Here is a 26066-nt window from a genome sequence, read left to right as displayed (position 1 = left end):
GCTTAGAATCTCCATTCCTTGGCAGATAAATTAAATTTGCGTAGACGATAATCTAAAGAGCCTTTTGATAGCTCTAATCGGTTCGCAATGGTTTGTAGATGACCCTGATGTTTCTCTAAATATTGAACGAGCACCGTTTTCTCAAATTGTTCTATTTGAGTGGATAGACTGCCTGTTAATTGCGAGTTATTTGATGAATGCACGATGGGGGACATTACGGTGAATTCATTCAGAACACGTAAAAGAATGGATTTATTTAGTCGTCGTGCGTGGGGATCTTCTATACAGCAACGTTCTATAATATTCTTTAACTCCCTAACGTTTCCAGGAAATGGATACGTTTGTAATGAATCAAGAAAACCATCACTGAGCTCTGGTGTTGGTTGATTTTGTTCTATGGCATATTGCGCAACAAAGAAGTGAGCGAGCAATGATATATCGCCTGTTCTTTCTTTGAGTTGCGGCAATACGATGGGGAATTGAGCTAACCTAAAATAAAGGTCTTGTCGAAATTCACCGTGTTCAATTTTTTTCATTAATGCTTGGTGTGTTGCTGCGATGACTTTGACATCAATGTCATAAATTGTTGTTGATCCTAAAGGGCGAACTTTTTTTTCTTCTAAAACTCGTAATAATTTGGCTTGCAATGAGCTGGGCATGTCGCCTATTTCGTCAAGAAATAGAATGCCTTTGTCTGCCGAACGTATTAGGCCTATATAATTACGGTCAGCGCCAGTAAACGCCCCTTTTTCATAACCAAATAATTCACTTTCTAACAGATGTTCAGGAATAGAGGCACAGTTCTGTACTACATAAGGTTCATTACGACGATTGCCAAATTGGTGAATGGCTTTTGCTATTAATTCTTTGCCACTGCCAGTGTCCCCAGTGACGAGTATGTTACGGTTAATATGGAGTGCTTTAGATATATTGAGTCGAACTTCACGCATCGCATTACTGTTGCCAATAATATTAAAATTAGCAGGAATGCACTGTGTGTGTGAGGGACTGTCTATTCTTGTTTCTAATAATTCTTGTTGATGTTTACTCGTTAACGCGACACGATCGATTGCGAGAGAATTTAATGTTTGTATTGTTTGTCGATCGCTTTGTTTGTACGTAATAAAATCTGAGAAATAGAAAACGAGTACGCCAGAAACACATTTTTTAGAATTAATTAATGGCATAAACTCTACTTCTCCATCTGTTAATTCATAATGCTCTGATGGGGTAAAGATAATGTTTTTGATTTCATCGCTACATTGACTAAAGTGAAGATTAAAATTACGTCCTTCACTCATGCATAAGGTCAGTGTATTAAATTGATTATATTCAGTACTTATTGTCTTTTTTTTCTGATCTCGACCTCTTGATACCGGCTCTGAAAAACAAGTTTGAATGTCATTACTGCATCCTTCTGCTATTTTTATTAATTCCACTCCAGAGGTTTGAGAAAGAAAGCAAATCACTTTGGTCGCTTTACTGTGCTTAATTATCCCTTGAAGCCAACATTGAGTTACCTTCATTAGGTTATCGTCTTTAACCGGATTTATATTCATCAATTTGGCAGGCATACTTCTTCCTCACCTGTACCGTGCTGTTCAAATTGACAATATACTTGTCCATCCTCATCAATATTCACTGAGATTGCTTTTAAAGGTTCTTTTTGAGCAAGAGCCAATAGTATTTGAGATGAAAATGCAGGTTTAAGCTGACCATTAATAATGGCATCAATATTACGAGCCCCGGTTTCTGTTAGCGTGCAGCTTTTGGCTATATGGCTAATAATATGAGCATCGTAGTGGAGGGTTATACGCTGCTTTTGTAATTGTTGACTTAATTGTTGCATACGAATATCAACAAGCGCTTCCATGCTCTCTAAATCCAGTGGATAAAAAGGAACGATATTCATACGAGCAACTAACGCGGGCTTAAAATATTGATTCAGAATTGGACGAATGGCTTTAGTGAGTGATTCTACTGAAGGTAACTCGTCTTGATTACATAATGACTCGATGTGTTCAGAGGCAAGATTTGAGGTCATGATAATTAAGGTTTGTTTAAAATTTATTTCTCGACCTTCACCATCATTTACCACCCCTTTATCAAAGACTTGATAGAACAAGTTCATGACTTCAGGATCTGCTTTTTCAACTTCATCTAACAGTATGACAGAATAAGGGCGTTGGCGTACGGCTTCGGTTAGAATGCCTCCTTCACCATAGCCGACGTAGCCTGGAGGTGAGCCGATCAATCGAGAAACGGTATGTTTTTCTTGAAATTCGGACATATTTATCGTGGTAAGAAATTGTTCTCCGCCATACATCAAATCAGCAATCGCTAGTGCTGTTTGTGTTTTTCCTACACCGCTTGGACCTACAAATAAGAAAACGCCTGTGGGTGCATTGGGATTATTAAGTCCTGCTGCCGTGGCTTGAATTGCTTTCTGTAAGGCAACAATGGCTTGATCTTGGCCTTTGATCTGTTGTTTTAATTGGGTATGAAGTGTTAATACTTGAGACGATTGTCCACGCAGTAAGGTACTCATTGGTATTCCGGTCCAGTGAGACATTACTTCAGCAACAAGTGATGGGCAGGTTTCATAATTAACTAAGACTTGGCTTGATTGAGCTTTCATTAGTGCATGATAGATCTCTTTTTGGGCACTCAGAAGTTGTTCACATTCTTCGCTATCATCACATTGATCGACATTAATACGAGATGTTAATAGGGCTTCAGCTAATTCCTTTTGATTAAGCCAATCCTGCTCAAGGTATTGTGCTTTGATCTGTGTTTCTTTCAGTTTATTCTCAAGGTCATATATGTGTTTTTCATCAATATGAATACCGGCTTGTTTGTCTCTAAGTACGCAATTTAATTCTCGTTGAGTAATCGCAATAGTATGAAATAACGCTTCTAAAGACTGAGGTTTGGCTTTAAGGTTTATTTTTACACGTGCACAGGCGGTATCGAGCAGATCAATGGCTTTGTCTGGTAATTGTCGACCTGTAATATAACGCGCTGATAATTCAGCGGCGGCAACAATGGCATCATCTCTCACATAGACACCATGGCTCTCTTCGTATTTATCAGCCAACCCTCTTAGAATCGTAATAGCTTGAGAAACGGTCGGTTCGTCGACTTTTATCGGTTGGAAACGACGAGCTAAAGCCGGGTCTTTTTCGATGTATTTTTTGTATTCAGACCACGTTGTTGCGCCAATAGTTCTTAATTCTCCACGTGCTAAGGCGGGTTTTAATAAATTGGCTGCATCGTTACTTCCTGCTTGTCCACCAGCGCCAATAAGCGTATGGGCTTCATCAATAAATAAAATAATAGGGGTAGGGCTTTGCTGTACCGCTTTGATTACTAAATTTAGACGACGTTCAAATTCGCCTTTAATGCTTGCACCTGCTTGTAATAAACTAAGATCAAGAGAAAGTAATGAGACATTTTCTAAAATGTCAGGGACTTCGCCTTGCGCTATTTTTATTGCAAGACCTTCAACTAATGCCGTTTTTCCTACACCCGCTTCACCAACAATCATTGGATTGTTTTTACGGCGACGAGCCAAAATATCAATCATTTGGCGGATTTCACTGTCACGACAAAGAACGGGATCAATCTTGTTGTCTTTTGCTAATTGTGTGTAATTTGTGGTATAGGCGCTAAGTGCATCTTGATGTTCATGGTTGGTTGTTTTATTTTCAGTAACCGAATTGATTAAGCCTTCGACTTGTTGCTTTAAGTCAGTTAAAGGAATCACACTTAATGCACGATAATAAGGAGTATGGCCATATTTATTAGGGTGTGCGAGTAGGGTTAACAGTAAGTTAGCTGAGAGTATTTCAGAGAGTTTCATTTCTAACATTGAGTATAAATAACTTTCTTGAAGCCATTCAATAAGCGCAGTAGAGATAACAGGGTTATTGCTTTCAGAGGGGCGACTTCGACGACCATGTTGCAAAGCTTCGATTAAATTTTCAATTGATACCTCATATTGAATACAGGCTTTATTCCAAAAGCTTTGAGGGTTATTTAGTGCGGCTAAAATAAAATCTTCACATAGAACTTCATGACCACCGCGAGTGACACAAAGTTGAGCGGCTTGCTCAAGAGCAAGGTGTGACTCTTTATCTAATGTTTTTATTAATTGTGGTAATTCTACGTTAATCATAATGTCTTCCCTGAAAGTGTTATACGTCCTTCATTTGGTTTTGAGCCGAGCCAACTTGTCCAACCCAGACAGCATTCATTACTTTCTGATAGCGTTAATGGGCGGGGTTCATCGTTTTTTAAATGAAGTTGAATATCGAAATCTAGCGGATCTTTTACCGTGAATCGAACTAAGCGATTTAATGTGATCCAGTTTGGTTTATTGGTTAAAAATGAATGAAAATGATCCCAAGTTAATTCAGTTATATGAATTCTAAATTTGTTTGCACGATCTGGCGTGCTGTCACCAAGAACAACATCGCCTCCGAGTGAGGAGTTTGTATTTCCTAATGTGCATTGCTGCTGATTCGGAATTTTACAATGGCGTAGAATGCACTCTTCAATGTGTATATTTGGGTGTTGAAAGTAATAACGAAGTAGACCTTCGATGGTATTTGCTGATCGAACTCGTTGGCTGAGTAACCCTAAGTATGGGAATAATCGAGACCAATTGATTGAATCATCATCGCGTAGTTCTTCACTTTTTAATCCCAATAATGCAAAAATATGCTGAGAAAAAGGGTCATTAGCACCTTTGCGAAAAGCAGCGTTGTAGCGGTATTTTTGCCAGACACCACGGATAAGTCGATGTAATCGGTGGTGGAAAATATCTAAAAATGGTTTGATGATGTTGTTTTCATCTTGTTGTAAATAATCATTATAATAATGAGGCAGAGGTGACGAAGCCCCAATCAGCGATAGCATATTAAGCGTTAAGAGTACTTTTGGTAAACCATCGTCCTGCATGAGTACGGTCACGGTTTGTATCTCTCTTGGTGCAAAGCCTTGCGATGGATTTGCGATGAATTGAATACGATCATAAGCTTCATCATAAGACCAAGGATGGTATTGAATAAGTTGATGACAAACGTGATCTAAGGCTTTCATTAGCGACAGTTGTCCAATGTATTCTATCTTTATATCAATCGTTTTATTTTTTGACATTGGATTTAAATTAGAGGTTGTTGCCCCATTCGTGGTTGCCATGAATAGTCGCCTCCATAAGTACTTGTCACATTGAGTTTATTGAATGAGTTCATACTGGTGTATAACGATAAAAATTCATTAATTACGGATGAAAACAAGTAGAGTTCGCCTTCACATAAAAAGTGCTTACTGTTAAGTGATAATTGGGTATTCATTGCTCGAACAGGCGCACCTTCATAAAGCATATCGCAAGGTTTTGTTGTGATGTGTTTGATACCATCAATTAATCGACGATGTTTTTTCCCTTTAGAGTCGTCCTGTTGCCCTGCAAAATCATAGGCAAGTAAAATGCGTTTAAATGCTTCTGGCTTTGTTAATGAGAGGTAATTGAGAGACATATTAGAGATCAAAGACCAGAGTCCATCCTTTTCAATTGGCGGAGTATAACAAGGCGTGACTGCGCGAATATTTGAAAAGGTTGCTGATCCTGTCGTCTGTTCCGTTGCATGAGTAATACTGCCGACGGATAAGCGTTGTGCAAGTTGTCCATTGCATGCAGTAACGCCAATCGATACCGTAATGTTATTTGAAAATGTATTTAATGAACGAAAAGATAAGTACGTATCAAAGTGACCATTAACAATATTTTTTTCTTGTTTGATGCTGTAGTAGTTGGCGTGTTTATTTGTATCATTATGTTCAAAAGATTCAAAATGATAGAAGTTAATACGACCTTTTTGTCCAGGGGTCCACCCATGTACTTCTTCAACGGATAAAATAGTACTGCTGCTGTCACTTAAAGAGGATGGGGTTACTTTATATTGATCTTTTCTATGGCTTAATAAAATCGGTTGAGTGTCCGCTGTGAATAAATTAACAATGGGTGTGCAAAAAAGAGCGGGTTGTATTCGAGTAGCATAAAAAGGCTGTTGAGTAATGTGAGCTAAGGTAAATTTGATATCGATGAACTTACATCCTTGACTAAACTGAGCTGGCCATACTGGAAGTTCAGTTAAGTCAATGTAGTAATATTTTTCTGGATAGCAAAAGAATTCTTGAATATGACGGTATCCTTCAAATGTGTTTAATGGATAATCGTATAATGCTTCTTGCGGTGAAAAACCAACAGATTTGATACTCTTGGTTGGAAAGGTAGAACGATTAATTAACTCATTATCGCTATCTAATGCACAAAATTCGGCTTGAGTAGTTGACGAGCAAAGTGCCATGATTAATGAAAGGCTACTGGCTTTATCTCCATTAAAATGAATTCTTAATTTATTCATATTTAAAGAATGCAACTCAATACCTGTCGGTAATTCTAATCGTAGTTGATAGATCCCGCCATTTCCATTAGCGGTAAAGGAAGACGAATGTAAGCTAATGGGATACAACTCAACGTCATAACAGGTTTTGAACTGACAATGAACCCCATCAATTAACTGACTTTTTACTTTAGTTCCTCGGGGAATAGTTGAGCATTGAGTCGCTTCTGCATTCGGTGTAAATTGCAATGTACTCATTGCGGGAATGGCTTGAACATAGTTAGGCCAAAGTAATCGCATTAATGAATGCGTTAACTCAGGTAATTGATTATCAAGACGTTGATGTAATCGACCGACTAAGAAAGCGAAACCTTCAAATAAGCGTTCAATATCTGGATCTAACCCTTCTTGTCCAAGAAAAGGAGCTAGGGCGGGGTTCTCTTCTGAAAATGATTTCCCAAGCTCTCTCAGTGCCGCTAACTCTGTTTGATAATAGGTATTAAAACTCATGCTAGGCCTTGAATTTCATAGCTATAAGGCTTTGTATTAACTTTTTGAGCGTAAGTATTAAAAGAGATAGGCGTTAGTTGGTTATTTAATAAAATATCACCATTGATTTCAAAATAAAGATGTATAGGGCTGTTTATATTACCTAAATAATTAACTTTGGTATTGATAACTCGAGTTTCGTACTGTGAGATGACACGTTCTACTTCTCTTTTAATGTGCAGAATCGCATCATGAGGCGTCATGTGTGAGATATTCAAATCTGGTAAACCTAAATCGGGGCGAATTTTTGCGTCACCTTGCCTTGTTGAGAGTAATTGAGTGACGTGATTTTTAATGGATTCCGTTAATGTCATTACTGATACCGACGTATTCATCGATACATTCCCGGCCAATAAACGTTCAAATAATCGTTGTTTAAGCATTACTTTCTCTTTCTTCCTTAAATGAATGATGTCACGCTAATATTGCCTTGTGTTTATTGTCATTAATAAGCACAAGGCGCACGATTTCGTTATTCTTGATCTAATTTACCAACGAGTGACAAAGTAAAATCAGAACCCATATATTTAAAATGAGGACGAACGGATAAATTTACTTTGTACCAACCAGGGTTTCCTTCAACATCGATAACTTCAATGCTTGCGGCGCGTAATGGACGACGGCTTCTCACTTCGGCTGGTGGATTTTCTTGATCAGCAATGTATTGTCTTATCCACGTATTCAATTCTCTTTCAAGATCGGTACGCTCTTTCCAGCTGCCAATTTGTTCTCGTTGTAGTACTTTGATGTAATGTGCTAAGCGGCTAATAATAAATAAGTAAGGGAGTTGAGTTCCCAATCTGTAATTTAGCTCTGCACTTTTTCCTTCTTCAGAATTACCAAATAATTTGGCTTTTTGAACCGAATTAGCAGAGAAAAAAGCAGCATTATCTGAGCCTTTGCGCATGGTTAAGGCGATAAATCCTTCTTCTGCTAGTTCGAATTCACGGCGATCAGACACTAAAACTTCAGTGGGTATTTTTGTTTCGATATCTCCCATGCTTTCAAAATGATGCAATGGAAGGTCTTCAACAGTGCCACCAGATTGAGGGCCGATAATATTTGGACACCAACGGAAATTAGCAAAGCTTTCTGTGACTCGAGAGGCCATAGTAAACGCGGTATTACCCCATAGGTAATCTTCATGAGTTACAGATACATTCTCATGGTAGTTAAATGTTTTTACTGGGTTTTCTTCAGGATCATAAGGTTGACGAAGTAAAAAACGTGGTAAGGTTAACCCAACGTAACGGGCGTCTTCTTGATCTCTAAAACTCTGCCATTTTGCATATTGTGGGCTTTCGAAATGATCATTAAGATCTTTGAGATCAGGCAATCCTTCAAAAGAATCTAATCCAAAAAATTTAGGACCCGCCGCTGAAATAAAAGGGGCGTGAGCCATCGCCGCTACAGCCGCCACATTTTGTAGATTTTTAATATCGGGTGCTGAAGGGCCAAAATCATAATTACCAATAATAGCACCGACAGGTTGACCACCAAATGTACCAAATTCATTCGTATAGACATGTTTGTATAAACCGGATTGAGTGATGTCAGAAGCATCTTCAAAATCTTCGAGTAGATCTTTTTTAGAGATGTTTATTATTTCAATTTTTGTGTTCTCTCGAAAATCGGTGCGATCTACTAATAACTTAAGTCCTCTCCAAGCTGATTCAAGCTGTTGAAATGAAGAGTGATGTAATATTTCATCAACCTGAGTACTCAAGCGCTGATCAATTTCTGTGATCATTTTGTCGATTAATGCTTTTTTTACCGGCTCAGATTGATTATGAGGTTTCAATAGCTCTTGAATAAATGCGCTGACGCCACGTTTAGCAATACCATAGGTTTCATCCTCTGGTGTTAAATTAGTTTGAGCAACGATTTGATCAAGGAGACCTATCGTTGTTTCTTTTTGTATTTCTTGGGCTGTGCTTGTTTCAGACATTGGTTATTCCTTTTCCGTCACTAAACCTAATTCACTTAATAGCTTTTCACGAGCCTCGTCATTGACTAACGCATCTTCAATTGCTTTTCTAAATGAAGGAACATTACCCAATGGGCCTTTTAGGGACACAAGTGCCTCTCGTAAATCCATTAATCCTTTTAGCTCAGGGACTTGCTCTACGATACTGCTAGGGTCAAAATCAGTCATGTTCTTGAATGAAAGGTTGACGGGGATCTCTTTATTTTCATCATCTTGAAGGCGATTCTTTACGCCAAATTCAATGTTTAAATTTTGTTTTTCTATCACATCATTGAAGTTATTTTTATCAATGTTGAGAGGCTTACGATCTTCCAATTTTCGATCATCTTGCTGCAGTGTAAAATCACCTAGTACCATCATTTTTAGAGGAAGTTCAAGTGCCTCCGCTGCATCACCTGACGATGGTTTAAATGTCACATTTATGCGCTCTTTTGGCGCTACAGATCCGTCTTTTGACATGATGTCTCCTAAGATTTAAAAATTAAGAACTCGCATTGGATTTAAGCAACAGAGTCTTTCTCGTAATGTATTCATTAAATGAGTGTCTTGTTCTTTATTGGGTAGCTTGTTTTGAGATGAAAGCCATAACTCTAATAACCGCTCTTCTAGTACTGGATCCCAATGAATTAAGATTGAGTGAGAGTAGCGAGAATCTAACCAACTTGTTAAGGCACAAACTAAGTCAAATTTATGAGCTTGATATAACAATTTGGCTTGTGAAAACTTCCAAAAGAAAACTTCTCTGTCTGAACGGCATTGGTTGTGTCCAGTAATTAAAGGAAGAATCGCATCTGATAAATTGTCGGTAGTGAGAACAGATTGTGCAGCTTGTAAAGCGTCTTCCCAATCTGTGCCATCACTTATTTCATTGTAAGTATTTGCTGTTATTTGAGATGATGCTGCTGAGGTGCAATGTTCTGCGATCCAGTTTTTTGCACTATTACTCGCAAATTCAGTTCCATCATCAAATTTTAATGTGATAATTTCAGGGATCTTTTTAACTAATAATGCCATTTGGTCGAGAATGATTTGAGCTGCTTCTGGATGGTTTAATGAGATTAAGCTCTCCCAAGCGATAAGGTGTCCATCTATCCAAAAAGGCGACTTTGACAAGCTTTCTTCTATTTCAAGTAATAATGTTTCGTGATCAGATTCATTCTTCAATTTGATGAAATATTGAAGTCGTGTTTGTGGGATCGGTTTTAACATGGTTATTTTTTCATCGTTACTCGCCGGGAGTTGGATGATGTGTAGCCATGTTAATGTACGGTTTAGTTGATAGGCTTTTTCGTTGTTAATTCGTTGAGTAAGCCAAAATTTTGATAAGTTACGGGCAATATCCTGCAAATGTCGAAATGCTTTATTTGCATCGCGCTCATTTGTAATGAGATCGATAGAAAAAGAAACGGATGCGATTGATTTGATAGCCTCATTATTAATTAAAGGAGATGAGGAAATACTCCCTTCTTTTTTTTCTGATGATATTCTTTTTATATGTATATTTAGTTTATTAATTGTTAAGTATAAATTATCGGTATTAGCATTAAATGATTTATCAATCGTTGTATCTAATATTGATAATAATGTGATTAAATTATTTGATTCGTCAGTATTTATTGAATTGTCAATTATGTTTTTGACTATATCATCAATTGTTCCTATTATTTTATTAATCGTTGAATAAAGCTGTTTTTCTCTTAATGGATAAATAGTCGTGCTATATTTAATGATGAATTGATTAATTGTGGGAAGCATAATGGTGAACGTATTATGGTCATTTTCTTTTTTTATTGATAATAACAACCAATGAAGCAAACGATAGTCTTTACTTTTATATTTAAGCAAATTCAATGAGTTAGATCTAACTATTGACCAGTCAGTTTTAGTCGTTGCAAAAATGTCAGTTGATTTTACAACTTCTTTTTCAATAGATTCAAATTCAGTTTCATAACTTAAATCTATGCCAAAGTGCTCCTCTCCTGATAAGTCAGAAAGAATTTTTTTATACGTACACATAATTACCCTAGCAAAGTAACATTGTAGAAAGTTAATATTTAAAATTAATTAATTAGTAATAGTAATAGTAATAGTAATAGTAATTTTATTTTATGCTTGTATTTTTATTTATGGAGGAGATAGTAAAGATAGGATTTTAAATAGGGAAGTGGAATAATTCATGATAAAAATTAATTGGGAAATAGATCTAAGTTTTTATGTAATTTAATAAACTAGATCTATTTATTATCGAGTGAAATCAATAACGCAATCTCTATTTTGAGACATCTGGTTCACTTTTTTCTAAGATCATTTAATACAATTTCTAACGCTTTTATTGCAATCTCTTTATTAACATTATTATTTTCTAGAAGATAAATTAAATCTACGGCAAGCTTTATTTCATCAGGAGCGCTATCTAGCGGACTTGGTGGTTTTATATCATGGGATTCTGAAATTAACGTTTCAATCGTATTTTTTTCATTAACCTTAAGATTAGTCATTTTGTTCTCTGTAGGTAATTTGTTGCTCTAAACGAATCATCGCGGTTTTACAACGCTGTAATCGCTTTTCTGTAGTAAGAAGAACTTTTTGTAATTCTTGTTGCTGTGAGAAGGAATAGCATTTATTTACATTTTGTTCTTGCTCTTGAACCATTTGGATAAGGCGACGAGACCATTCTTGGTGTTGCGCAAGGTCTTGGTACATATCGCTAATCGGCTTTTTATTACTGCCTTTTGGTCGTACTTCATGTGAACGTATACGCTGTGTTGCAATCTCCCGTTGAATTGCTTCTATTTGTGCAAGGAGCATCTGGGTTAAATACTCGGCTCTTTGAGGCGTTAACATATTTGCTTTTTCTTCGCGTTGGATTGACTGAAGTGTCGCTTTGGTTTCATTAATACAGGGTATTAAATAGCGGCTTCGGCAACCAAATAGACGCTCATCAAAGAGAGGTAAGCGTTGCTCTCCACGGCGACGATCAATTTCTGCGCTTGTTTTTGCCAATTGTTCTAACATGATTTCAATGGTTTTATAGTTAGCCATCATTATTCCTTAGTACTCAAGAAGAGTTCGATTTAAAACCAAGCATCAAAAGCGAGTTTAGCCGCGAGAATACAAACAACAGTAACAAAAACAGGGCGAATGAATTTTGAACCAAAACGAATAGCAGAATGAGCACCTAAGAAGGCACCAACCATTAAGCAAACCCCCATCGTTAAACCAAGCGCCCAGTTTATTTGGCCAAGGATAGCGAAGGTGACAAGCGAGGTGATATTACTTGTAAAATTCATGGCTTTAGCGAGACCAGAAGCCAGCAAGATATTAAGACGATAAAGTGCCATACTACTTACCGTCCAAAATGCACCAGTGCCAGGGCCGGCAACACCATCATAAAAACCTAAAGACAATCCTTGGATAATTTGTTGTTTTTTAAACTTAGATGTTTTTTCTGGTAATTGATTCTGCTCTGAGATTAAACGATTCGGCCAAATCGTATAAATAGCGGCACCTAGAATAATAAGAGGTAGGCCTTTTTCTAACCATTCCGTTGAAATGTAATTGACTAATAAGGTTCCGCAAGTTGCACCAAATAAAGTGGCTATAAATGAGGCTTTCCAAAACTGAGGGTCAAATAGCTTCTTTTTGAAATAGGTGATTGCCGCTGTCGATGATGCAAAAGTAGCTGCTAATTTATTTGTGCCTAATGCAATGTGTGGGGGTAAGCCAATAGAGAGTAATGCTGGAACCGTCAGCATACCACCACCACCAGCAACTGCGTCAATAAATCCAGCGACAAAAGCAACTAACCCTAAAATAATGAGGGTCGAGGGTTCAAGAAATTCCATATAAGCTCTTAGTTAGTTGTAGGCATAATTAGAATCGCAATATGCGATGTTTAATTGCAATAAATATTTACTCGATTACCCTTTTAAAGGGAGGCAAAGCATCTAAAAGTGCTTTACCGTAACGCTTAGTGATAATGCGACGATCAAGGAGCACAACTCTACCAGAATCATCCTCTTTACGCAGCAATCGCCCGACAGATTGAATTAATTTTTTACTCGCTTCTGGAACACTGATCTGCATAAATGGATTGCCACCACGACTTTCGATATATTCAGAATGTGCTTCTTCTACTGGTGATGTAGGAACACCAAACGGAATCTTTGTAATTATGAGGTTTGTAAGTAAATTCCCTGGTAAATCTAAGCCTTCAGAAAAGCTTCCCGTACCAAATAGAATACTGATCTTATTTGCTTCACATAATGCTTTATGTTTCTTTAGGATCTCTTGTCGTGACTCTTTTCCTTGAATTAAAAGGCTCCAACCTTGTTTTTTTACTAGGGCTTCAAGTGATTCTGCTACTTTATTCATTTGCCAGTATGAAGAAAATAGAACCAAACTTGACTTTTGATCGGCTAAATAGAAAGGAAGCTCTTCTATTAATAGATCGGTAAATCCCGCAGCGGATGGTTCCATTGGGAGTTTAGGTACAACCAATTGTGCATTTTCTTGATAATTGAATGGCGAAGCTAAAGACAAGAATCGTACCCCATCTTCTGGCTTCTCTGATATTCCGGCTTGCTTACAAAAGAAAGAATAAGAGTTTAATGCTCGCATTGTGGCAGAAACAAGGACTGCACCAGCAGCTCTACTCCATAAGTTCTGATCCAGCTGCCAACCAACTTCTAAAGGAGATACATTGATGATGACATCTAAATCTCGTTCTTTACTTTTTTCCAACCAGCGGGCTAAGGGTGCGCCTTTATCACTATTAGGTTTTGCCATTAAGAACCATACTTGAGCTAAATTTTCGAGTCTTTGCAGATAAAAACCCATTTCAGCAAGCGCTGGCTCTGCCATTCTCGGAGCTAGTTCACCATCTTTCATCCGTTCAGAAATCAGATCGCTTATTTTTGCTAATGCTTGATTTGCTTTCGTAGAAAGGTCCTTTAGATCTTTTGATTGTTCTGCTAACCAAACCGGTATTTCTCCGTGTTCAAAACGATAGATGCCATCATCATTAAATAAACTTGGGTCAAATTGTTTACTTAATTGATTTAAAGATGGAATTAATTCTTGGACATATTCATGTAAATTATTTTGAAAACGATGTACCCGTTTTTGATCGGCAAGATTACAAAATTTACTAATTGATTTGTTAAGAGCTTCTAACCAAGTTGCTGAGCCTTTTAAACTTGCCGCAGCAGAAGAATGTTCGCGTGCAACATTTGGTAAGTGATGAGCTTCATCGAAAATATATATAGTTTGCTCTGGTTCTGATAGAACAACACCACCACCTAAATCAATATCTGCCATGACTAAACTATGATTGGCAATAACTACATCTGCTTTATCTAAATGTTCACGAGCTTTTTGAAAAGAGCACTCTCTATGTAATGGTAAACCATTATGGCAGCTGTATTTATCTGCAACGATAGTTTGCCAAATAGGGTTAGGAATAGTACTTGGCCAATTATCAATATCGCCATCCCATTTACCTTCTGATAACGCTTTATACATTCTCTTTAAAAGGTCTAAATCTTTCTTTTTCGGTTTTTCTGTAAACAGTGAAACCTGTTGAGTATCGCTACTGTTATTTTCAACTAAAGAAGCCAGTTTATGAGAGCAGCAATAACGTTGACGACCTTTAGCGATAATAAAAGAAAAAGGCAAGGGTGATATGCGACGATAAAAAGGCAGGTCTTTATGCGCTAACTGTTCTTGCAGTGCGACGGTTGCCGTTGAGATAACCACTTTTTTATTATTTAATTTTGCAAACGGAATCACACTGAGTAAATAAGCCAGTGATTTTCCGATGCCAGTTCCTGCTTCTGCAACAATCATACGGTGATGAACACTGTATTCACCACCAAGTGATTTAGCGATTTCTGCTACTAAATAGTTCTGAGCACGGCGAGGTATAAAGCCAGGAAGCTGGTCTTGCAGTGTTTTATAGCTCTCGCGGATAGAATCAGTAACAGCTTTATTCAGCATTGTTTTACTCAGAAAAAAGGAAAAACGTATTGTAACACGCGTCGTTGAGTGTGATCTCATGCAAATAATGGAATCTTATATAATTAAAGAGCGACGCACGTCACGAAAATGAGAATGATACAATCTCTAGAGTGGGTTGTTAATTTTTGGTTTGTGTTAAGTTGCGAGTATTCTTGTTTGTGCGGAATTTAATGTTGATTCATTGTTAATTTGAATCATTTTTCGGAGTTTAATTCTTTTTATGTATTAAATAATTATTTATGTTTTTACGGTTTTTTCTGGTTTATGGTGTTGTTAATTCAATTTTGTTTTTATTAAGTTGTTGAAATTTATTGTTTTTTATTTTTTTTGTTTTATTTATGTTTTGTTTGACATGATCTGCAAGATTTTGCAAAGTAGCTCTGGAATTCAAAAGCACTGATTAATCACACAGTTAGATGTGTTGGTCAATGTAGATAAATTATAACAGGGAACCGGAAAACGGATTTCCAATCTTTCTAAGAAAAGGCAGTGGATTATTATGAAAAAGACTCTTTTAGCGCTTGCAATCGCAAGTATCTCAACATCAGCTTTTGCGGTTGATACAAGTAGCCAAAACAGTAAAAATGATGAAATGTTTGCGTTTGATACAATGCACAAAGATCAGTTTTCTGTGTCTGGTTCTGTGGGTGTTGGTGGTTATTACGATACTGGTTCTAAAGCATTTTATGATGATTGGGCTACTGGTCTAACTCTAGCAGTTAATTACCGTAACAACCGTATTGTTGGTTATTTTGAAACTGACTTTATGTTGAACTACACAACAGACAGCAAAACGTCACCAGTTTTAAATGAAGGTTCTGAGTTTGCAACTGATGTTGATAAAGCATGGTTAGGTTTTGATACTGGTTATGGTATTGCCTCTTATGGTTGGGAAAATGATACAGCGTTAGATGCTGTTGATGGTGCTGGTGATAATACGTATGAGTTCGGTGCTTCGGCTGGTGACGCATCTGATGCCTTCAATGTTGTTAAATTCCAAGGTTCAACAAGTGGGTTTGCTTACGGTGTTTCATATTTTGAAACGGACGATGTTCACGTGAAAGCCCAAAAAGGCGTGAATGGTTATATTGGTATCGAGCAAGAAATATTTAATATTTATGCTGGTTATGAAGTGCGTGACGAAGCTACTCGTAAATTAAGAAAGAATGTAAGTGCTACTGATGCCGATTATCAAGTAACGACAGTAACTGGTAATGTTAAGTTAGGTGACGTAACTCTGGGTGCAAACTTCTGGATTGAAGACACCAGCGGTAAGTACCTTGATAAAACAAATACTGGTTACTATTTATCAGGTGGTTATGCATTGAATGAAGCCTTAACTTTAGCTGCTGGTTATGCTGCAAACACAGATGAAGTTACTGGTTTGAAAGATTTAGATCAGTCTTATATGAATATTGCAGCAATGTATACAATGGCTAAAAATATTGATATGGGTATTGATATTAAACAAGAGCTTGATTCTGGCTACGATAATGTAGATGAAGAAACTCATGTATTCGCAGCTGCATACTTCTACTTTTAATCGCCTGATTAAAATAATATAGAATAATAAAGCCGGTCATATGACCGGCTTTTTTCGTTTTTGAGATGAGTAAATTTTAATTTAAATAAGCTATTTAATCGAAAGTTAGAGTTAAAAAATAAGAAATTCAGCGTTAGAACGTAAGGTATGAATAGATTTACTGGACGTAAGATAAATGTGTGGACCTGAAAAAGTGGATTATAGATCACAATTAATTTTTGTTAGGCTTCCATTTTATGTTCTTTAAAATTGTTTTTTGATAAAAAAATTCATAAGTTTTTCGATAAAAATGGACGGTTAATTAATGTAAGATGTGCTTTTTGTTTTTGTTGTTTAATAGTCGACTTGATTAGTCTGGTTATTATGTTTTTTTATTTATTTTATTGTTGTTTATTAGTGTGTTGGTTGTTTTTTTGTGTTTTTATTTATATGTAAATTTAGATGTAACACTTGTCTTTTGAGTGCGATATATGTCGAGTATTTATGCATGGTTTTTTAACTGTTTGTATTCGTGGTATTTATTTTTTTTTGCTTTCCTTGACATTCGCCGTTGACATGTTGAGGAACTTTTAGCAAAGTAATCGCCAGATTTAAGAGATACAGATTTATAACACGTTAGATGTTGAGCTCTGTGTTGATATATAAAATGGAACCGGAAATCGGATTTCCAATCTCATAAGAAAAGGCAGTGGAATATTATGAAAAAGACTCTTTTAGCGCTTGCAATCGCAAGTATCTCAACTTCAGCTTTTGCTGTTGATACAAGCAGCCAAAACAGCAAAAACGATGAAATGTTTGCATTTGATGCAATGCATAAAGATCAATTCTCAGTATCTGGTTCTGTGGGCGTTGGTGGTTATTACGACACTGGTACTAAAGCATTCTATGATGATTGGGCTACTGGTTTAACTCTTGCTGTTAACTACCGTAACAACCGCATTGTTGGTTATTTTGAAACTGACTTCATGCTTAACTACACAACAGACAGCGAAACTAAGCATGCTTCTTCTACTGAGAAGAATTCAAGCCCTGCGACTGATGTAGATAAAGCTTGGTTAGGTTTTGATACTGGTTTTGGTATCGCATCTTACGGTTGGGAAAATGATACTGCACTAGATGCTGTTGATGGCGCTGGTGACTTTACATACGAGTTTGGTGCTTCTGCTGGTGATGCATCTGATGCATTCAACGTAGTTAAATTCCAAGGTTCAACAAGCGGTTTTGCTTACGGCGTATCTTACTTTGAAACTGATGACGTTCATGTAGACGCAGAGAAAGGCGTGAATGGTTACGTTGGTATCGAACAAGAAGCATTTAATGTATATGCTGGTTACGAAACTCGTGATTCTGATTACGACGTATACACTGTGACAGGTAATGTAACACTAGGTGAAGTTAAACTTGGTGCTAACTTCTGGATCGAAGAAACAGATACAACAGCTAAAGATATGACTAACACTGGTTACTATGTATCAGCTGGTTACGCAGTATCTGAAGATCTAACATTAGCTGCAGGTTATGCTGCTAATACAGAAGAAGAAAAGAAAGTTGATACTGACTACTCTTACGTGAACGTTGCAGCAATGTACACACTAGCTAAGAACATGGATATGGGTATCGACGTACGTCAAGACCTTGAAGCTGGCACTAAAGACGAAGAAACTTACGTATTCGCAGCGGGCTACTACTACTTCTAATCTCTTGATTTAAAGTAAATAGAATTATTAAGCCAGTCATCATGACTGGCTTTTTTTGTTGGTAAAATAAAAATATAATTACGTTAATCAACTTATTTTCCTGACTTTGTAACCACATCTGCTGACTTCTTTCTTCTTTAATATCTGTATATCCCACCATCTATTATCTCTTCCCTGAAACTTTATTTAAAAAAACAGATCTTTTTTGTTGAAATAAAACCACAGTTTGATAATGTATTTACAAGGTTAAAAACAAAATCAATTTGTTACTTAAAGGTTTATTATTATGCGTATTCAAGGTCTGAACATTCATCACCATCACCATCCTGAGTAGTCTTTCGGGAGGATACGTTATATCCGGAAGGCAATTAGAATTTCCTTCCGATGAATAAAATTTCAAACCCTCGGAAGGTAAAACTTCTGAGGGTTTTTTCGTTTTATGACTAAATAATTGAGCAATTGATAGTTAACAACAAATTTAGAATTACATTTTTACAAGGAAGAGATTATGTCAGCACAACGTTTACGCATCGCAATTCAAAAGAAAGGACGTTTGTCTAAAGAGTGCCAAGAGCTGTTTAAGCGCTGTGGTATGAAATTTAATATATCAGGTGAGCGTTTAGTGGTTCATTCTGAAAATATGCCGATTGATTTATTGTTGGTTCGTGATGATGATATTCCAAGTCTTATCATGGATGGCGTTGTTGACTTAGGTGTTATTGGCGAAAACGAATTAGAAGAAGTTCGTTTAGAGCGTAAAGCATTAGGCGAGCCTTCGGCATTTACAACATTACGTCGCTTAGATTTTGGTGGTTGTCGTCTGTCTATCGCGATTGATAAAGATGCTGTTTATAACGGACCACAAGACCTTGCTGGTAAACGCATTGCAACGACTTACCCACAATTGCTTAAAAGCTTTATGGATGAGCAAAATATCCCGTTCTCAACTTGTATTTTAAATGGTTCAGTTGAAGTTGCTCCGCGTGCCGGTCTGTCTGATGCGATTGCTGATTTAGTTTCAACAGGCGCAACTCTTGAGGCTAATGGCCTAAAAGAAGCTGAAGTAATTTTCCGCTCTAAAGCGACGTTAATTCAACGTGAAGGTGAATTCGATGCTGATAAAGCGGCCTTGATTGATAAATTACTGACTCGTATGCAAGGCTGTATCCAAGCGAAAGAATCTAAGTACATCATGCTACACGCGCCAACCGATAAATTAGAAGCGATTAAATCACTACTACCGGGTGCGGAAGATCCAACGGTGCTTCCTCTATCAAGTGACGGTGCGAAAGTGGCAGTTCACCTAGTGAGTACTGAAAATCTATTCTGGGAAACGATGGAACAACTAAAAGCATTGGGTGCAAGTTCAATTCTTGTCTTGCCAATTGAGAAGATGATGGAGTAACCATTATGAAAACCTTAGTTTGGCAATCATTAAGCGACTCACAACAAGATACGGTGCTTCAACGTCCAGCAGTTACAGAAGGCGAAAATATAACGGCGGCTGTAACCAGTGTGATAAATACCGTAAAACAAGACGGCGATGCTGGTGTGTTAGCGTTGACTGAAAAGTTTGATAAGGTGAAGCCTGATTCAATTCGTGTTTCAGCTGCAGAAATTGACGCGGCGAGTGAACGTTTATCTGAAAAGATGAAAGCGGCACTGCAACAAGCTTATAGTAATATTTCTAAGTTTCATAAAGCACAAAAGCCTCTGCCAATCAAAGTTGAAACTCAACCTGGTGTCGTATGTGAACAAATCACGATGCCAGTGAATAAAGTCGGCTTGTATATTCCGGGTGGCAGTGCGCCATTGCCTTCAACAGTATTAATGTTAGGCATTCCTGCACAGATTGCGGGCTGCCATAAAGTGGTACTTTGTTCGCCACCGCCGATTGCTGATGAGATCTTATACGTTGCAAAACTATGTAAAGTCGATGAGGTGTATAACATTGGTGGCGCACAAGCGATTGCTGCTATGGCGTATGGTACTGAATCTGTTTCTAAAGTAGATAAGATCTTTGGCCCAGGTAACGCATACGTCACTGAAGCAAAACGCCAAGTTTCTAATGACTTTCGTGGTGCTGCTATTGATATGCCTGCGGGACCTTCTGAAGTCTTGGTTATTGCGGATGAAACGGCTGATCCTGATTTTATTGCGGCAGATCTTCTTAGCCAAGCTGAGCATGGTCCTGATTCACAAGTTATCTTAGTCACGCCTTCGCCAATCATTGCAGATCAAGTTGCTGATGCAATCGAAAAACAATTAAAAGAACTGACTCGTGCGGATATCGCTCGTCAAGCGCTAGGTTCTAGTTTGTTGATTATTGCTGAATCATTGACGCAATGTGTTTCAATCTCAAACTTTTATGGTCCTGAGCACTTGATTGTTCAAACTAAAAACCCACGTGAATTATTACCATTGCTAGATAATGCAGGTTCTATTTTCTTGGGTGAGTATTCTCCAGAATCAGCAGGGGATTATGCATCGGGTACAAACCATGTTTTACCAACTTATGGTTATACAAGAACGCACTCAAGCTTAGGTTTAGCTGATTTTTCTAAACGCATGACGGTACAAGAGTTAACTGCTGATGGTTTAAAAGGGTTAGCGCCAACGGTTGTCACAATGGCTGATGCTGAAGGGCTAGATGCACATAAACGTGCCGTGACTATTCGAATTGAAAAATTAGCTAAATTGAATTAATAGAGACCATAGATATGGAAAAATTAGCTCGTAAACAAGTTCAAGCCTTGACGCCGTATCTATCGGCTCGTCGTATTGGTGGCAGTGGTGATGTTTGGCTTAATGCTAATGAGTCCCCATTTGATAATGAGTATAACGTAAATTTTACTCGTCTAAATCGTTACAGTGAGTGTCAGCCTCCAGAATTGATTAATGCTTATGCTGCTTATGCAAAAGTAACGCCAGAGCAGGTGCTGACTTCTCGCGGTGCTGACGAGGGTATTGAGTTATTAATTCGTGCTTTTTGTGAGCCAAATGAAGACGCGATTTTATATTGTCCACCAACCTATGGTATGTATTCCATCAGTGCTGAGACGATTGGGGTTGAGACTAAAACAATCCCTTTAACATCAGAATGGCAGCTTGATCTTCCAAGCATTGAACGCAATTTAGATAATGTAAAATTGGTCTTTGTATGTAGTCCAAATAACCCAACAGGTAATGTGATTAACCGTAAGGATATTTTGTCTTTATTAGAGATGACAAAAGATCGTGCGATTGTGGTGATGGATGAAGCTTATATTGATTTTTGTATGGAAGTGTCAACCGTTGATTTATTAGCGACATACCCCAATTTAGCCATTTTACGAACGTTATCTAAAGCATTTGCCTTAGCGGGATTACGCTGTGGTTTCACTCTTGCAAATAAAGAGTTGATTGATGTGTTATCTAAAGTGATTGCTCCGTACCCTGTTCCTGTTCCTGTTTCTGACATTGCAACTCAAGCATTATCAGAAGCTGGCTTAGCTCGAATGAAATATCAAACCCTTGATTTAAGTGCCAATCGTGCTTATTTACATGCAGGTTTAATGGTATTGAATGGGGTTACCGTTTATGAAGGATGGGGTAATTACTTACTAGTAAAGTTTCCTGATGGCGATGTGGTATTTAAAGCCGCGTGGGATCATGGGATTGTTTTGCGTAACTCACCAATTAAAGATTGTGTGCGAATTAGCATTGGTAATCGTGAAGAATGTGAAAAAACATTAAGCTTTATTCGTAACCAATTAATTTAATACCAATCGTAGTAAATAACTGATCATCCTAGCTAGTTAAAATACTCGATAACTGCGTTAAAATTTTTGATTGTAGAATAACTACTTATCGAAAAATTTTGCCTTGTTCTCAAGCATTTTTCCTTCGCTATTACTGCTCATTTACTTACTGTGATTGGTATATTTTATCCCCGAGCTTAGGAATGAGGCTTGGGCTATCAATAATAGAATTAGAAAAATTAAAAGGAAGTTCCTGTGAGCAAACAACAAAAGATTTTATTTATCGATCGTGACGGCACCTTAATTGTTGAGCCACCTGTCGATTTTCAAGTAGACCGTTTAGATAAGTTAAAATTCGAGCCTCTGGTTATTTCTTCTCTGTTGTCTCTTCAAGAGGCGGGTTACCGTTTAGTCATGGTAACCAACCAAGATGGTTTGGGTACAGATAGCTATCCACAAGATGAGTTTGATGCGCCACACAATATGATGATGGAGTTCTTTGAATCTCAAGGTGTGAAGTTTGATGACGTTCTTATCTGTCCTCACTTTGAAGAAGATAACTGCTCATGCCGTAAACCAAAATTGGGAATGGTAAAAGAGTACCTTCAAGGTGGAAAAGTTGATTTTCAACACTCGGTTGTGATTGGTGATCGCCAAACGGATCTTCAATTGGCTGAGAACATGGCAATCCGTGGTATTCAATATCACCCTGAGACAATGAACTGGCCTGCGATCTTAAAAGATCTTACGGTAAATGCTCGTACTGCTGAAGTGATCCGCACCACCAAAGAAACCGATATCAAAGTCTTTGTTAATCTTGATGAACAAGGCGGTAATACAATCTCAACGGGTCTTGGCTTCTTTGACCACATGCTTGATCAAATTGCCACACACGGCGGTTTCCAAATGAAGATCAATGTCGACGGTGACTTACACATTGATGATCACCACACCATTGAAGATACAGCGCTTGCATTAGGTGAAGCGTTAAAAGAAGCGTTAGGTGACAAACGTGGCATCGGTCGCTTTGGTTTCAGCTTACCAATGGATGAGTGTTTAGCGCAATGTGCGTTAGATTTATCTGGTCGCCCATACCTAAAATTTGATGCTGAATTTAGTCGTGATCAAGTGGGAGATTTATCAACAGAAATGGTGGTTCACTTCTTCCGTTCACTTACTGATACATTAGCTTGTACATTGCACCTTTCTTCTGCCGGTCATAATGACCACCACATTATTGAAAGCTTATTTAAAGCCTTTGGCCGTACTTTACGCCAAGCAATTAAAGTGGAAGGTAATGAACTACCAAGTTCAAAAGGCGTATTGTAGGAGTGACTATGAAAAATCAAAGCGTCGTTATTATTGATACGGGTTGCTCGAATGTGTCTTCGGTGAAGTTTGCTATTGAACGCTTGGGTTATACGGTAGCAATCAGTAAAGATCCACAAGTCGTTTTAGCTGCAGATAAATTGTTTTTACCGGGTGTTGGTACAGCAAGCGAGGCAATGAAAAACCTTGCTGAGCGCGATCTAATTGAATTGGTAAAACAAGTTGAAAAGCCGCTGTTGGGTATCTGTTTAGGTATGCAATTATTAGGTAAGCTCTCTGAAGAGAAAGGCCAAAAAGCAGATCAAATTGTGGATTGCTTAGGCTTGTGTGACGGTGAAGTTCGTAAGCTTCAAACTGGTGATTTACCGCTGCCTCACATGGGGTGGAACACGATTAAGCCTGTCGATGGTCATCCGTTATTTAAAGATATTCCAGAGAGCAGCTATTTTTACTTTGTACACAGCTTTGGCATGCAAGTGGGTGATTATACGATTGCTTCTTGTGACTATGGACAACCGTTTACTGCCGCATTACAAGTGGGTAATTATTACGGTGTTCAGTTTCACCCAGAGCGCTCAAGTAAAGTGGGCTCAAAGCTTATTCAGAACTTTTTGGAGTTATAAGAGTAGGGACGAGATGCAAGATTGCTTCGTTTCTCGATTCTACTAATAAGGATATTTATGATCATTCCAGCATTAGATTTAATTGAAGGCCAAGTGGTTCGTCTGTTTCAAGGCGACTATGGGCAAGTAACTGAGTACAAAGTTGAACCAGCAGAGCAGTTTAATCTGTATCACCAAGCAGGGGCAAATTGGCTACACCTTGTTGATTTAACCGGCGCAAAAGACACTACCGCACGTCAATTGGATTTGATCGCTCGTTTGCTAGCAAGCACGCCTGCCAATATTCAAATCGGTGGTGGTGTACGTAACGAAGCGGATGTACAAGATTTATTGAACGCCGGCGCACAACGTGTAGTTATTGGTTCTACTGCGGTAAAACAGCCAGAACTTGTTAAAGGTTGGATGGAAAAATACGGTGCAGAAAAAATCGTATTAGCGCTAGATATCAACATTGATGAAAACGGCACACGTAATGTAGCTATTTCAGGTTGGCAAGAAGACTCTGGCGTGACTATTGAAGCACTGCTTAAAGATTATCTAACCGTTGGCCTTAAGCACGTCTTATGTACTGATATTTCTCGTGACGGCACACTGCAAGGTTCAAATGTAGAGCTGTACGTAGACTTATGTAAGCAGTACCCACAAGTGCAATTCCAATCTTCAGGTGGCATTGGCTCTCTTGATGATATCGTTGCGCTTAAAGGCTCAGGTGTTGCTGGAGTCATCGTTGGACGAGCACTGCTTGATGGCAAGTTCACCGCAGAGGAGGCATTCCAATGTTGGCAAAGCGAATAATCCCTTGTTTAGATGTTAAAGATGGACAAGTCGTAAAAGGCGTTCAATTTCGTAATCACGAGATCATTGGTGATATTGTTCCTCTAGCACAGCGTTATGCAGAAGAGGGCGCAGATGAATTGGTCTTTTATGATATCACTGCATCTAGTGATGGTCGCGTCGTAGATAAAAGCTGGGTCGCACGTGTAGCTGAAGTGATTGATATTCCATTCTGTGTGGCGGGTGGCATTAAAACAGCAGAAGATGCCGCGAAGATTTTAGAGTTTGGTGCTGATAAAGTATCGATTAACTCCCCTGCACTGGCTAATCCTGAACTCATCACTGAGCTTGCGGATAAATTTGGTGTTCAATGTATCGTTGTTGGTATTGATTCATACTTTGATAAAGAAACAGGTAAGTACCAAGTTTACCAATTCACGGGTGATGAAGAACGCACCAAAGCAACCAAATGGGAAACCAAAGATTGGGTGCAAGAAGTACAAAAACGCGGTGCGGGTGAAATCGTGCTTAATATGATGAATCAAGATGGTGTGCGTAACGGTTACGATCTCGAACAATTAAACATGGTGCGTGAAGTGTGTCATGTTCCGCTTATCGCTTCAGGCGGCGCGGGTGAAATGGTGCACTTTGCCGACGTATACAAGAAAACAAACGTGGACGGTGCTTTAGCAGCATCGGTATTCCATAAGCAAATCATCAATATTGGTGAATTAAAAGAATATTTAGCACAACAAAAAATAGAGGTACGCCGATGAGCCAACAAGATTTTGCAACACGTATTGATTGGGAAAAAGTGGACGGTTTAGTACCTGCAATTATTCAAGACTTTAGTTCAAGCCAAGTATTGATGATGGGCTACATGAACCAAGAAGCACTGTCGAAAACATTAGAAACAGAGAAGGTGACGTTTTTCTCTCGCACTAAAAACCGTTTATGGACTAAAGGTGAAGAATCAGGCAATAGCTTAAATTTGGTTAATATCTCTTTAGATTGCGATAACGACACATTACTTATCAAAGTTAAACCTGTTGGTCCAACGTGCCACACAGGAACAACCACTTGTTGGGATGGCGATAAAACAGAAGAAAGCCAATTAGTTTGGCTTCATCAGCTGGAACAGCTACTTGCCGAGCGTAAGAATGCTGATCCTGACTCATCTTACACAGCAAGTCTCTACGCCCGTGGCACCAAGCGTATTTCGCAGAAAGTTGGCGAAGAAGGCGTTGAAGTCGCGCTTGCAGCGACGTCGGGTGACAAGGCGGAGCTAGTGTGTGAATCGGCAGATTTGATGTATCACTTGTTTGTTCTGCTTCAAGATCAAGGCTTGTCGTTTGATGATGTGATCAACAAGTTGAAAGAACGTCATAAGTAAGTCTAT

Annotated in this window: 22 protein-coding genes and 1 other annotated feature; of the genes, 10 read left to right on the top strand and 12 right to left on the bottom strand. The window is 38.1% G+C overall.

Features of this window, described 5'->3' with window-relative positions; genetic code table 11:
• Positions 1 to 2 precede the first annotated feature (2 nt).
• The 12 genes from A6E04_RS07505 to dinG form a co-directional block, all read right to left on the bottom strand.
• Complete coding sequence (locus A6E04_RS07505) at positions 3 to 1574, bottom strand: sigma-54 interaction domain-containing protein (protein ID WP_065610743.1); 1572 nt, start codon at positions 1572 to 1574, stop codon at positions 3 to 5.
• The gene (gene tssH / locus A6E04_RS07500) at positions 1559 to 4177 is read right to left on the bottom strand and encodes a type VI secretion system ATPase TssH (RefSeq protein ID WP_065610741.1); all 2619 of its coding nucleotides are present in this window, start codon (positions 4175 to 4177) and stop codon (positions 1559 to 1561) included. Before tssH ends, A6E04_RS07505 begins: the two co-directional genes overlap by 16 nt.
• Complete coding sequence (gene tssG, locus A6E04_RS07495) at positions 4174 to 5202, bottom strand: type VI secretion system baseplate subunit TssG (RefSeq protein WP_017020647.1); 1029 nt, start codon at positions 5200 to 5202, stop codon at positions 4174 to 4176. The genes tssH and tssG overlap by 4 nt, the downstream gene beginning before the upstream one ends.
• Entirely contained in the window at positions 5166 to 6917 is a 1752-nt protein-coding gene (tssF, locus tag A6E04_RS07490; RefSeq protein ID WP_065610739.1) for a type VI secretion system baseplate subunit TssF, read from the bottom strand. Before tssF ends, tssG begins: the two co-directional genes overlap by 37 nt.
• Positions 6914 to 7339, bottom strand: coding sequence for a type VI secretion system baseplate subunit TssE (tssE, locus tag A6E04_RS07485; protein WP_017020645.1), 426 nt, complete (start codon positions 7337 to 7339; stop codon positions 6914 to 6916). Before tssE ends, tssF begins: the two co-directional genes overlap by 4 nt.
• An 89-nt stretch (positions 7340 to 7428) precedes the next feature.
• Positions 7429 to 8904 carry a type VI secretion system contractile sheath large subunit gene (gene tssC, locus A6E04_RS07480; protein WP_017020644.1) on the bottom strand — a complete coding sequence of 492 codons (1476 nt, stop codon included), beginning with the start codon at positions 8902 to 8904 and terminating at the stop codon, positions 7429 to 7431.
• A gap of 3 nt (positions 8905 to 8907) precedes the next feature.
• Complete coding sequence (gene tssB, locus A6E04_RS07475; RefSeq protein WP_017020643.1) at positions 8908 to 9402, bottom strand: type VI secretion system contractile sheath small subunit; 495 nt, start codon at positions 9400 to 9402, stop codon at positions 8908 to 8910.
• 15 nt (positions 9403 to 9417) lie between these two features.
• The gene (gene tssA / locus A6E04_RS07470; protein WP_065610737.1) at positions 9418 to 10959 is read right to left on the bottom strand and encodes a type VI secretion system protein TssA; all 1542 of its coding nucleotides are present in this window, start codon (positions 10957 to 10959) and stop codon (positions 9418 to 9420) included.
• A gap of 272 nt (positions 10960 to 11231) precedes the next feature.
• Entirely contained in the window at positions 11232 to 11441 is a 210-nt protein-coding gene (locus A6E04_RS07465) for a DUF2496 domain-containing protein (RefSeq protein ID WP_017020641.1), read from the bottom strand.
• Entirely contained in the window at positions 11434 to 11985 is a 552-nt protein-coding gene (locus A6E04_RS07460; protein ID WP_026025296.1) for a primosomal replication protein, read from the bottom strand. Before A6E04_RS07460 ends, A6E04_RS07465 begins: the two co-directional genes overlap by 8 nt.
• A 32-nt stretch (positions 11986 to 12017) precedes the next feature.
• Positions 12018 to 12788 carry a TSUP family transporter gene (locus A6E04_RS07455; RefSeq protein WP_017020639.1) on the bottom strand — a complete coding sequence of 257 codons (771 nt, stop codon included), beginning with the start codon at positions 12786 to 12788 and terminating at the stop codon, positions 12018 to 12020.
• 67 nt (positions 12789 to 12855) lie between these two features.
• Entirely contained in the window at positions 12856 to 14940 is a 2085-nt protein-coding gene (gene dinG / locus A6E04_RS07450; RefSeq protein WP_065610735.1) for an ATP-dependent DNA helicase DinG, read from the bottom strand.
• A 520-nt stretch (positions 14941 to 15460) separates the two neighbouring features.
• Here dinG and A6E04_RS07445 point away from each other — a divergent pair.
• The 10 genes from A6E04_RS07445 (at position 15461) to hisIE (ending at position 26060) form a co-directional block, all read left to right on the top strand.
• Complete coding sequence (locus A6E04_RS07445; RefSeq protein WP_017020636.1) at positions 15461 to 16504, top strand: porin; 1044 nt, start codon at positions 15461 to 15463, stop codon at positions 16502 to 16504.
• A gap of 698 nt (positions 16505 to 17202) precedes the next feature.
• Positions 17203 to 18201 carry a porin gene (locus tag A6E04_RS07440; protein ID WP_017020635.1) on the top strand — a complete coding sequence of 333 codons (999 nt, stop codon included), beginning with the start codon at positions 17203 to 17205 and terminating at the stop codon, positions 18199 to 18201.
• A gap of 309 nt (positions 18202 to 18510) precedes the next feature.
• Positions 18511 to 18637: a sequence feature (His leader region), on the top strand.
• Positions 18638 to 18709: 72 nt separating this feature from the next.
• Complete coding sequence (hisG, locus tag A6E04_RS07435) at positions 18710 to 19606, top strand: ATP phosphoribosyltransferase (protein ID WP_065610734.1); 897 nt, start codon at positions 18710 to 18712, stop codon at positions 19604 to 19606.
• Positions 19607 to 19611: 5 nt separating this feature from the next.
• A complete protein-coding gene (hisD, locus tag A6E04_RS07430; RefSeq protein ID WP_065610732.1) occupies positions 19612 to 20907 on the top strand; it encodes a histidinol dehydrogenase in 1296 nt (431 codons plus the stop codon).
• Positions 20908 to 20921: 14 nt separating this feature from the next.
• Positions 20922 to 21962, top strand: a complete 1041-nt coding sequence (gene hisC, locus A6E04_RS07425) for a histidinol-phosphate transaminase (protein ID WP_017020632.1) — start codon at positions 20922 to 20924, stop codon at positions 21960 to 21962.
• 234 nt (positions 21963 to 22196) lie between these two features.
• Positions 22197 to 23270, top strand: coding sequence for a bifunctional histidinol-phosphatase/imidazoleglycerol-phosphate dehydratase HisB (gene hisB, locus A6E04_RS07420; protein WP_065610730.1), 1074 nt, complete (start codon positions 22197 to 22199; stop codon positions 23268 to 23270).
• A gap of 8 nt (positions 23271 to 23278) precedes the next feature.
• Complete coding sequence (hisH, locus tag A6E04_RS07415) at positions 23279 to 23893, top strand: imidazole glycerol phosphate synthase subunit HisH (protein ID WP_065610728.1); 615 nt, start codon at positions 23279 to 23281, stop codon at positions 23891 to 23893.
• A gap of 57 nt (positions 23894 to 23950) precedes the next feature.
• Entirely contained in the window at positions 23951 to 24688 is a 738-nt protein-coding gene (gene hisA / locus A6E04_RS07410; protein ID WP_065610725.1) for a 1-(5-phosphoribosyl)-5-[(5-phosphoribosylamino)methylideneamino]imidazole-4-carboxamide isomerase, read from the top strand.
• Positions 24670 to 25443: an imidazole glycerol phosphate synthase subunit HisF gene (gene hisF, locus A6E04_RS07405; protein WP_012549884.1), complete on the top strand. Its 774-nt coding sequence runs from the start codon at positions 24670 to 24672 to the stop codon at positions 25441 to 25443. The genes hisA and hisF overlap by 19 nt, the downstream gene beginning before the upstream one ends.
• Positions 25440 to 26060, top strand: coding sequence for a bifunctional phosphoribosyl-AMP cyclohydrolase/phosphoribosyl-ATP diphosphatase HisIE (hisIE, locus tag A6E04_RS07400; RefSeq protein WP_065610723.1), 621 nt, complete (start codon positions 25440 to 25442; stop codon positions 26058 to 26060). Before hisF ends, hisIE begins: the two co-directional genes overlap by 4 nt.
• The last annotated feature ends 6 nt before the right edge of the window (positions 26061 to 26066 follow it).

This window comes from Aliivibrio logei, from assembly GCF_001691055.1.
GTDB classification, from domain to species: Bacteria; Pseudomonadota; Gammaproteobacteria; order Enterobacterales; family Vibrionaceae; genus Aliivibrio; species Aliivibrio salmonicida.
The sequence above is the reverse complement of the archived record's forward strand: the minus strand, read 5'-3'. Positions and strand labels throughout refer to the sequence as shown.

Bases quoted from the DNA above. Each gene is read 5' to 3' on its own strand.
- A6E04_RS07505 (WP_065610743.1), bottom strand. From the start codon at position 1,574: ATGCCTGCCAAATTGATGAATATAAATCCGGTTAAAGACGATAACCTA.
- tssH (WP_065610741.1), bottom strand. From the start codon at position 4,177: ATGATTAACGTAGAATTACCACAATTAATAAAAACATTAGATAAAGAG.
- tssG (WP_017020647.1), bottom strand. From the start codon at position 5,202: ATGGCAACCACGAATGGGGCAACAACCTCTAATTTAAATCCAATGTCA.
- tssF (WP_065610739.1), bottom strand. From the start codon at position 6,917: ATGAGTTTTAATACCTATTATCAAACAGAGTTAGCGGCACTGAGAGAG.
- tssE (WP_017020645.1), bottom strand. From the start codon at position 7,339: ATGCTTAAACAACGATTATTTGAACGTTTATTGGCCGGGAATGTATCG.
- tssC (WP_017020644.1), bottom strand. From the start codon at position 8,904: ATGTCTGAAACAAGCACAGCCCAAGAAATACAAAAAGAAACAACGATA.
- tssB (WP_017020643.1), bottom strand. From the start codon at position 9,402: ATGTCAAAAGACGGATCTGTAGCGCCAAAAGAGCGCATAAATGTGACA.
- tssA (WP_065610737.1), bottom strand. From the start codon at position 10,959: ATGTGTACGTATAAAAAAATTCTTTCTGACTTATCAGGAGAGGAGCAC.
- A6E04_RS07465 (WP_017020641.1), bottom strand. From the start codon at position 11,441: ATGACTAATCTTAAGGTTAATGAAAAAAATACGATTGAAACGTTAATT.
- A6E04_RS07460 (WP_026025296.1), bottom strand. From the start codon at position 11,985: ATGGCTAACTATAAAACCATTGAAATCATGTTAGAACAATTGGCAAAA.
- A6E04_RS07455 (WP_017020639.1), bottom strand. From the start codon at position 12,788: ATGGAATTTCTTGAACCCTCGACCCTCATTATTTTAGGGTTAGTTGCT.
- dinG (WP_065610735.1), bottom strand. From the start codon at position 14,940: ATGCTGAATAAAGCTGTTACTGATTCTATCCGCGAGAGCTATAAAACA.
- A6E04_RS07445 (WP_017020636.1), top strand. From the start codon at position 15,461: ATGAAAAAGACTCTTTTAGCGCTTGCAATCGCAAGTATCTCAACATCA.
- A6E04_RS07440 (WP_017020635.1), top strand. From the start codon at position 17,203: ATGAAAAAGACTCTTTTAGCGCTTGCAATCGCAAGTATCTCAACTTCA.
- hisG (WP_065610734.1), top strand. From the start codon at position 18,710: ATGTCAGCACAACGTTTACGCATCGCAATTCAAAAGAAAGGACGTTTG.
- hisD (WP_065610732.1), top strand. From the start codon at position 19,612: ATGAAAACCTTAGTTTGGCAATCATTAAGCGACTCACAACAAGATACG.
- hisC (WP_017020632.1), top strand. From the start codon at position 20,922: ATGGAAAAATTAGCTCGTAAACAAGTTCAAGCCTTGACGCCGTATCTA.
- hisH (WP_065610728.1), top strand. From the start codon at position 23,279: ATGAAAAATCAAAGCGTCGTTATTATTGATACGGGTTGCTCGAATGTG.
- hisA (WP_065610725.1), top strand. From the start codon at position 23,951: ATGATCATTCCAGCATTAGATTTAATTGAAGGCCAAGTGGTTCGTCTG.
- hisF (WP_012549884.1), top strand. From the start codon at position 24,670: ATGTTGGCAAAGCGAATAATCCCTTGTTTAGATGTTAAAGATGGACAA.
- hisIE (WP_065610723.1), top strand. From the start codon at position 25,440: ATGAGCCAACAAGATTTTGCAACACGTATTGATTGGGAAAAAGTGGAC.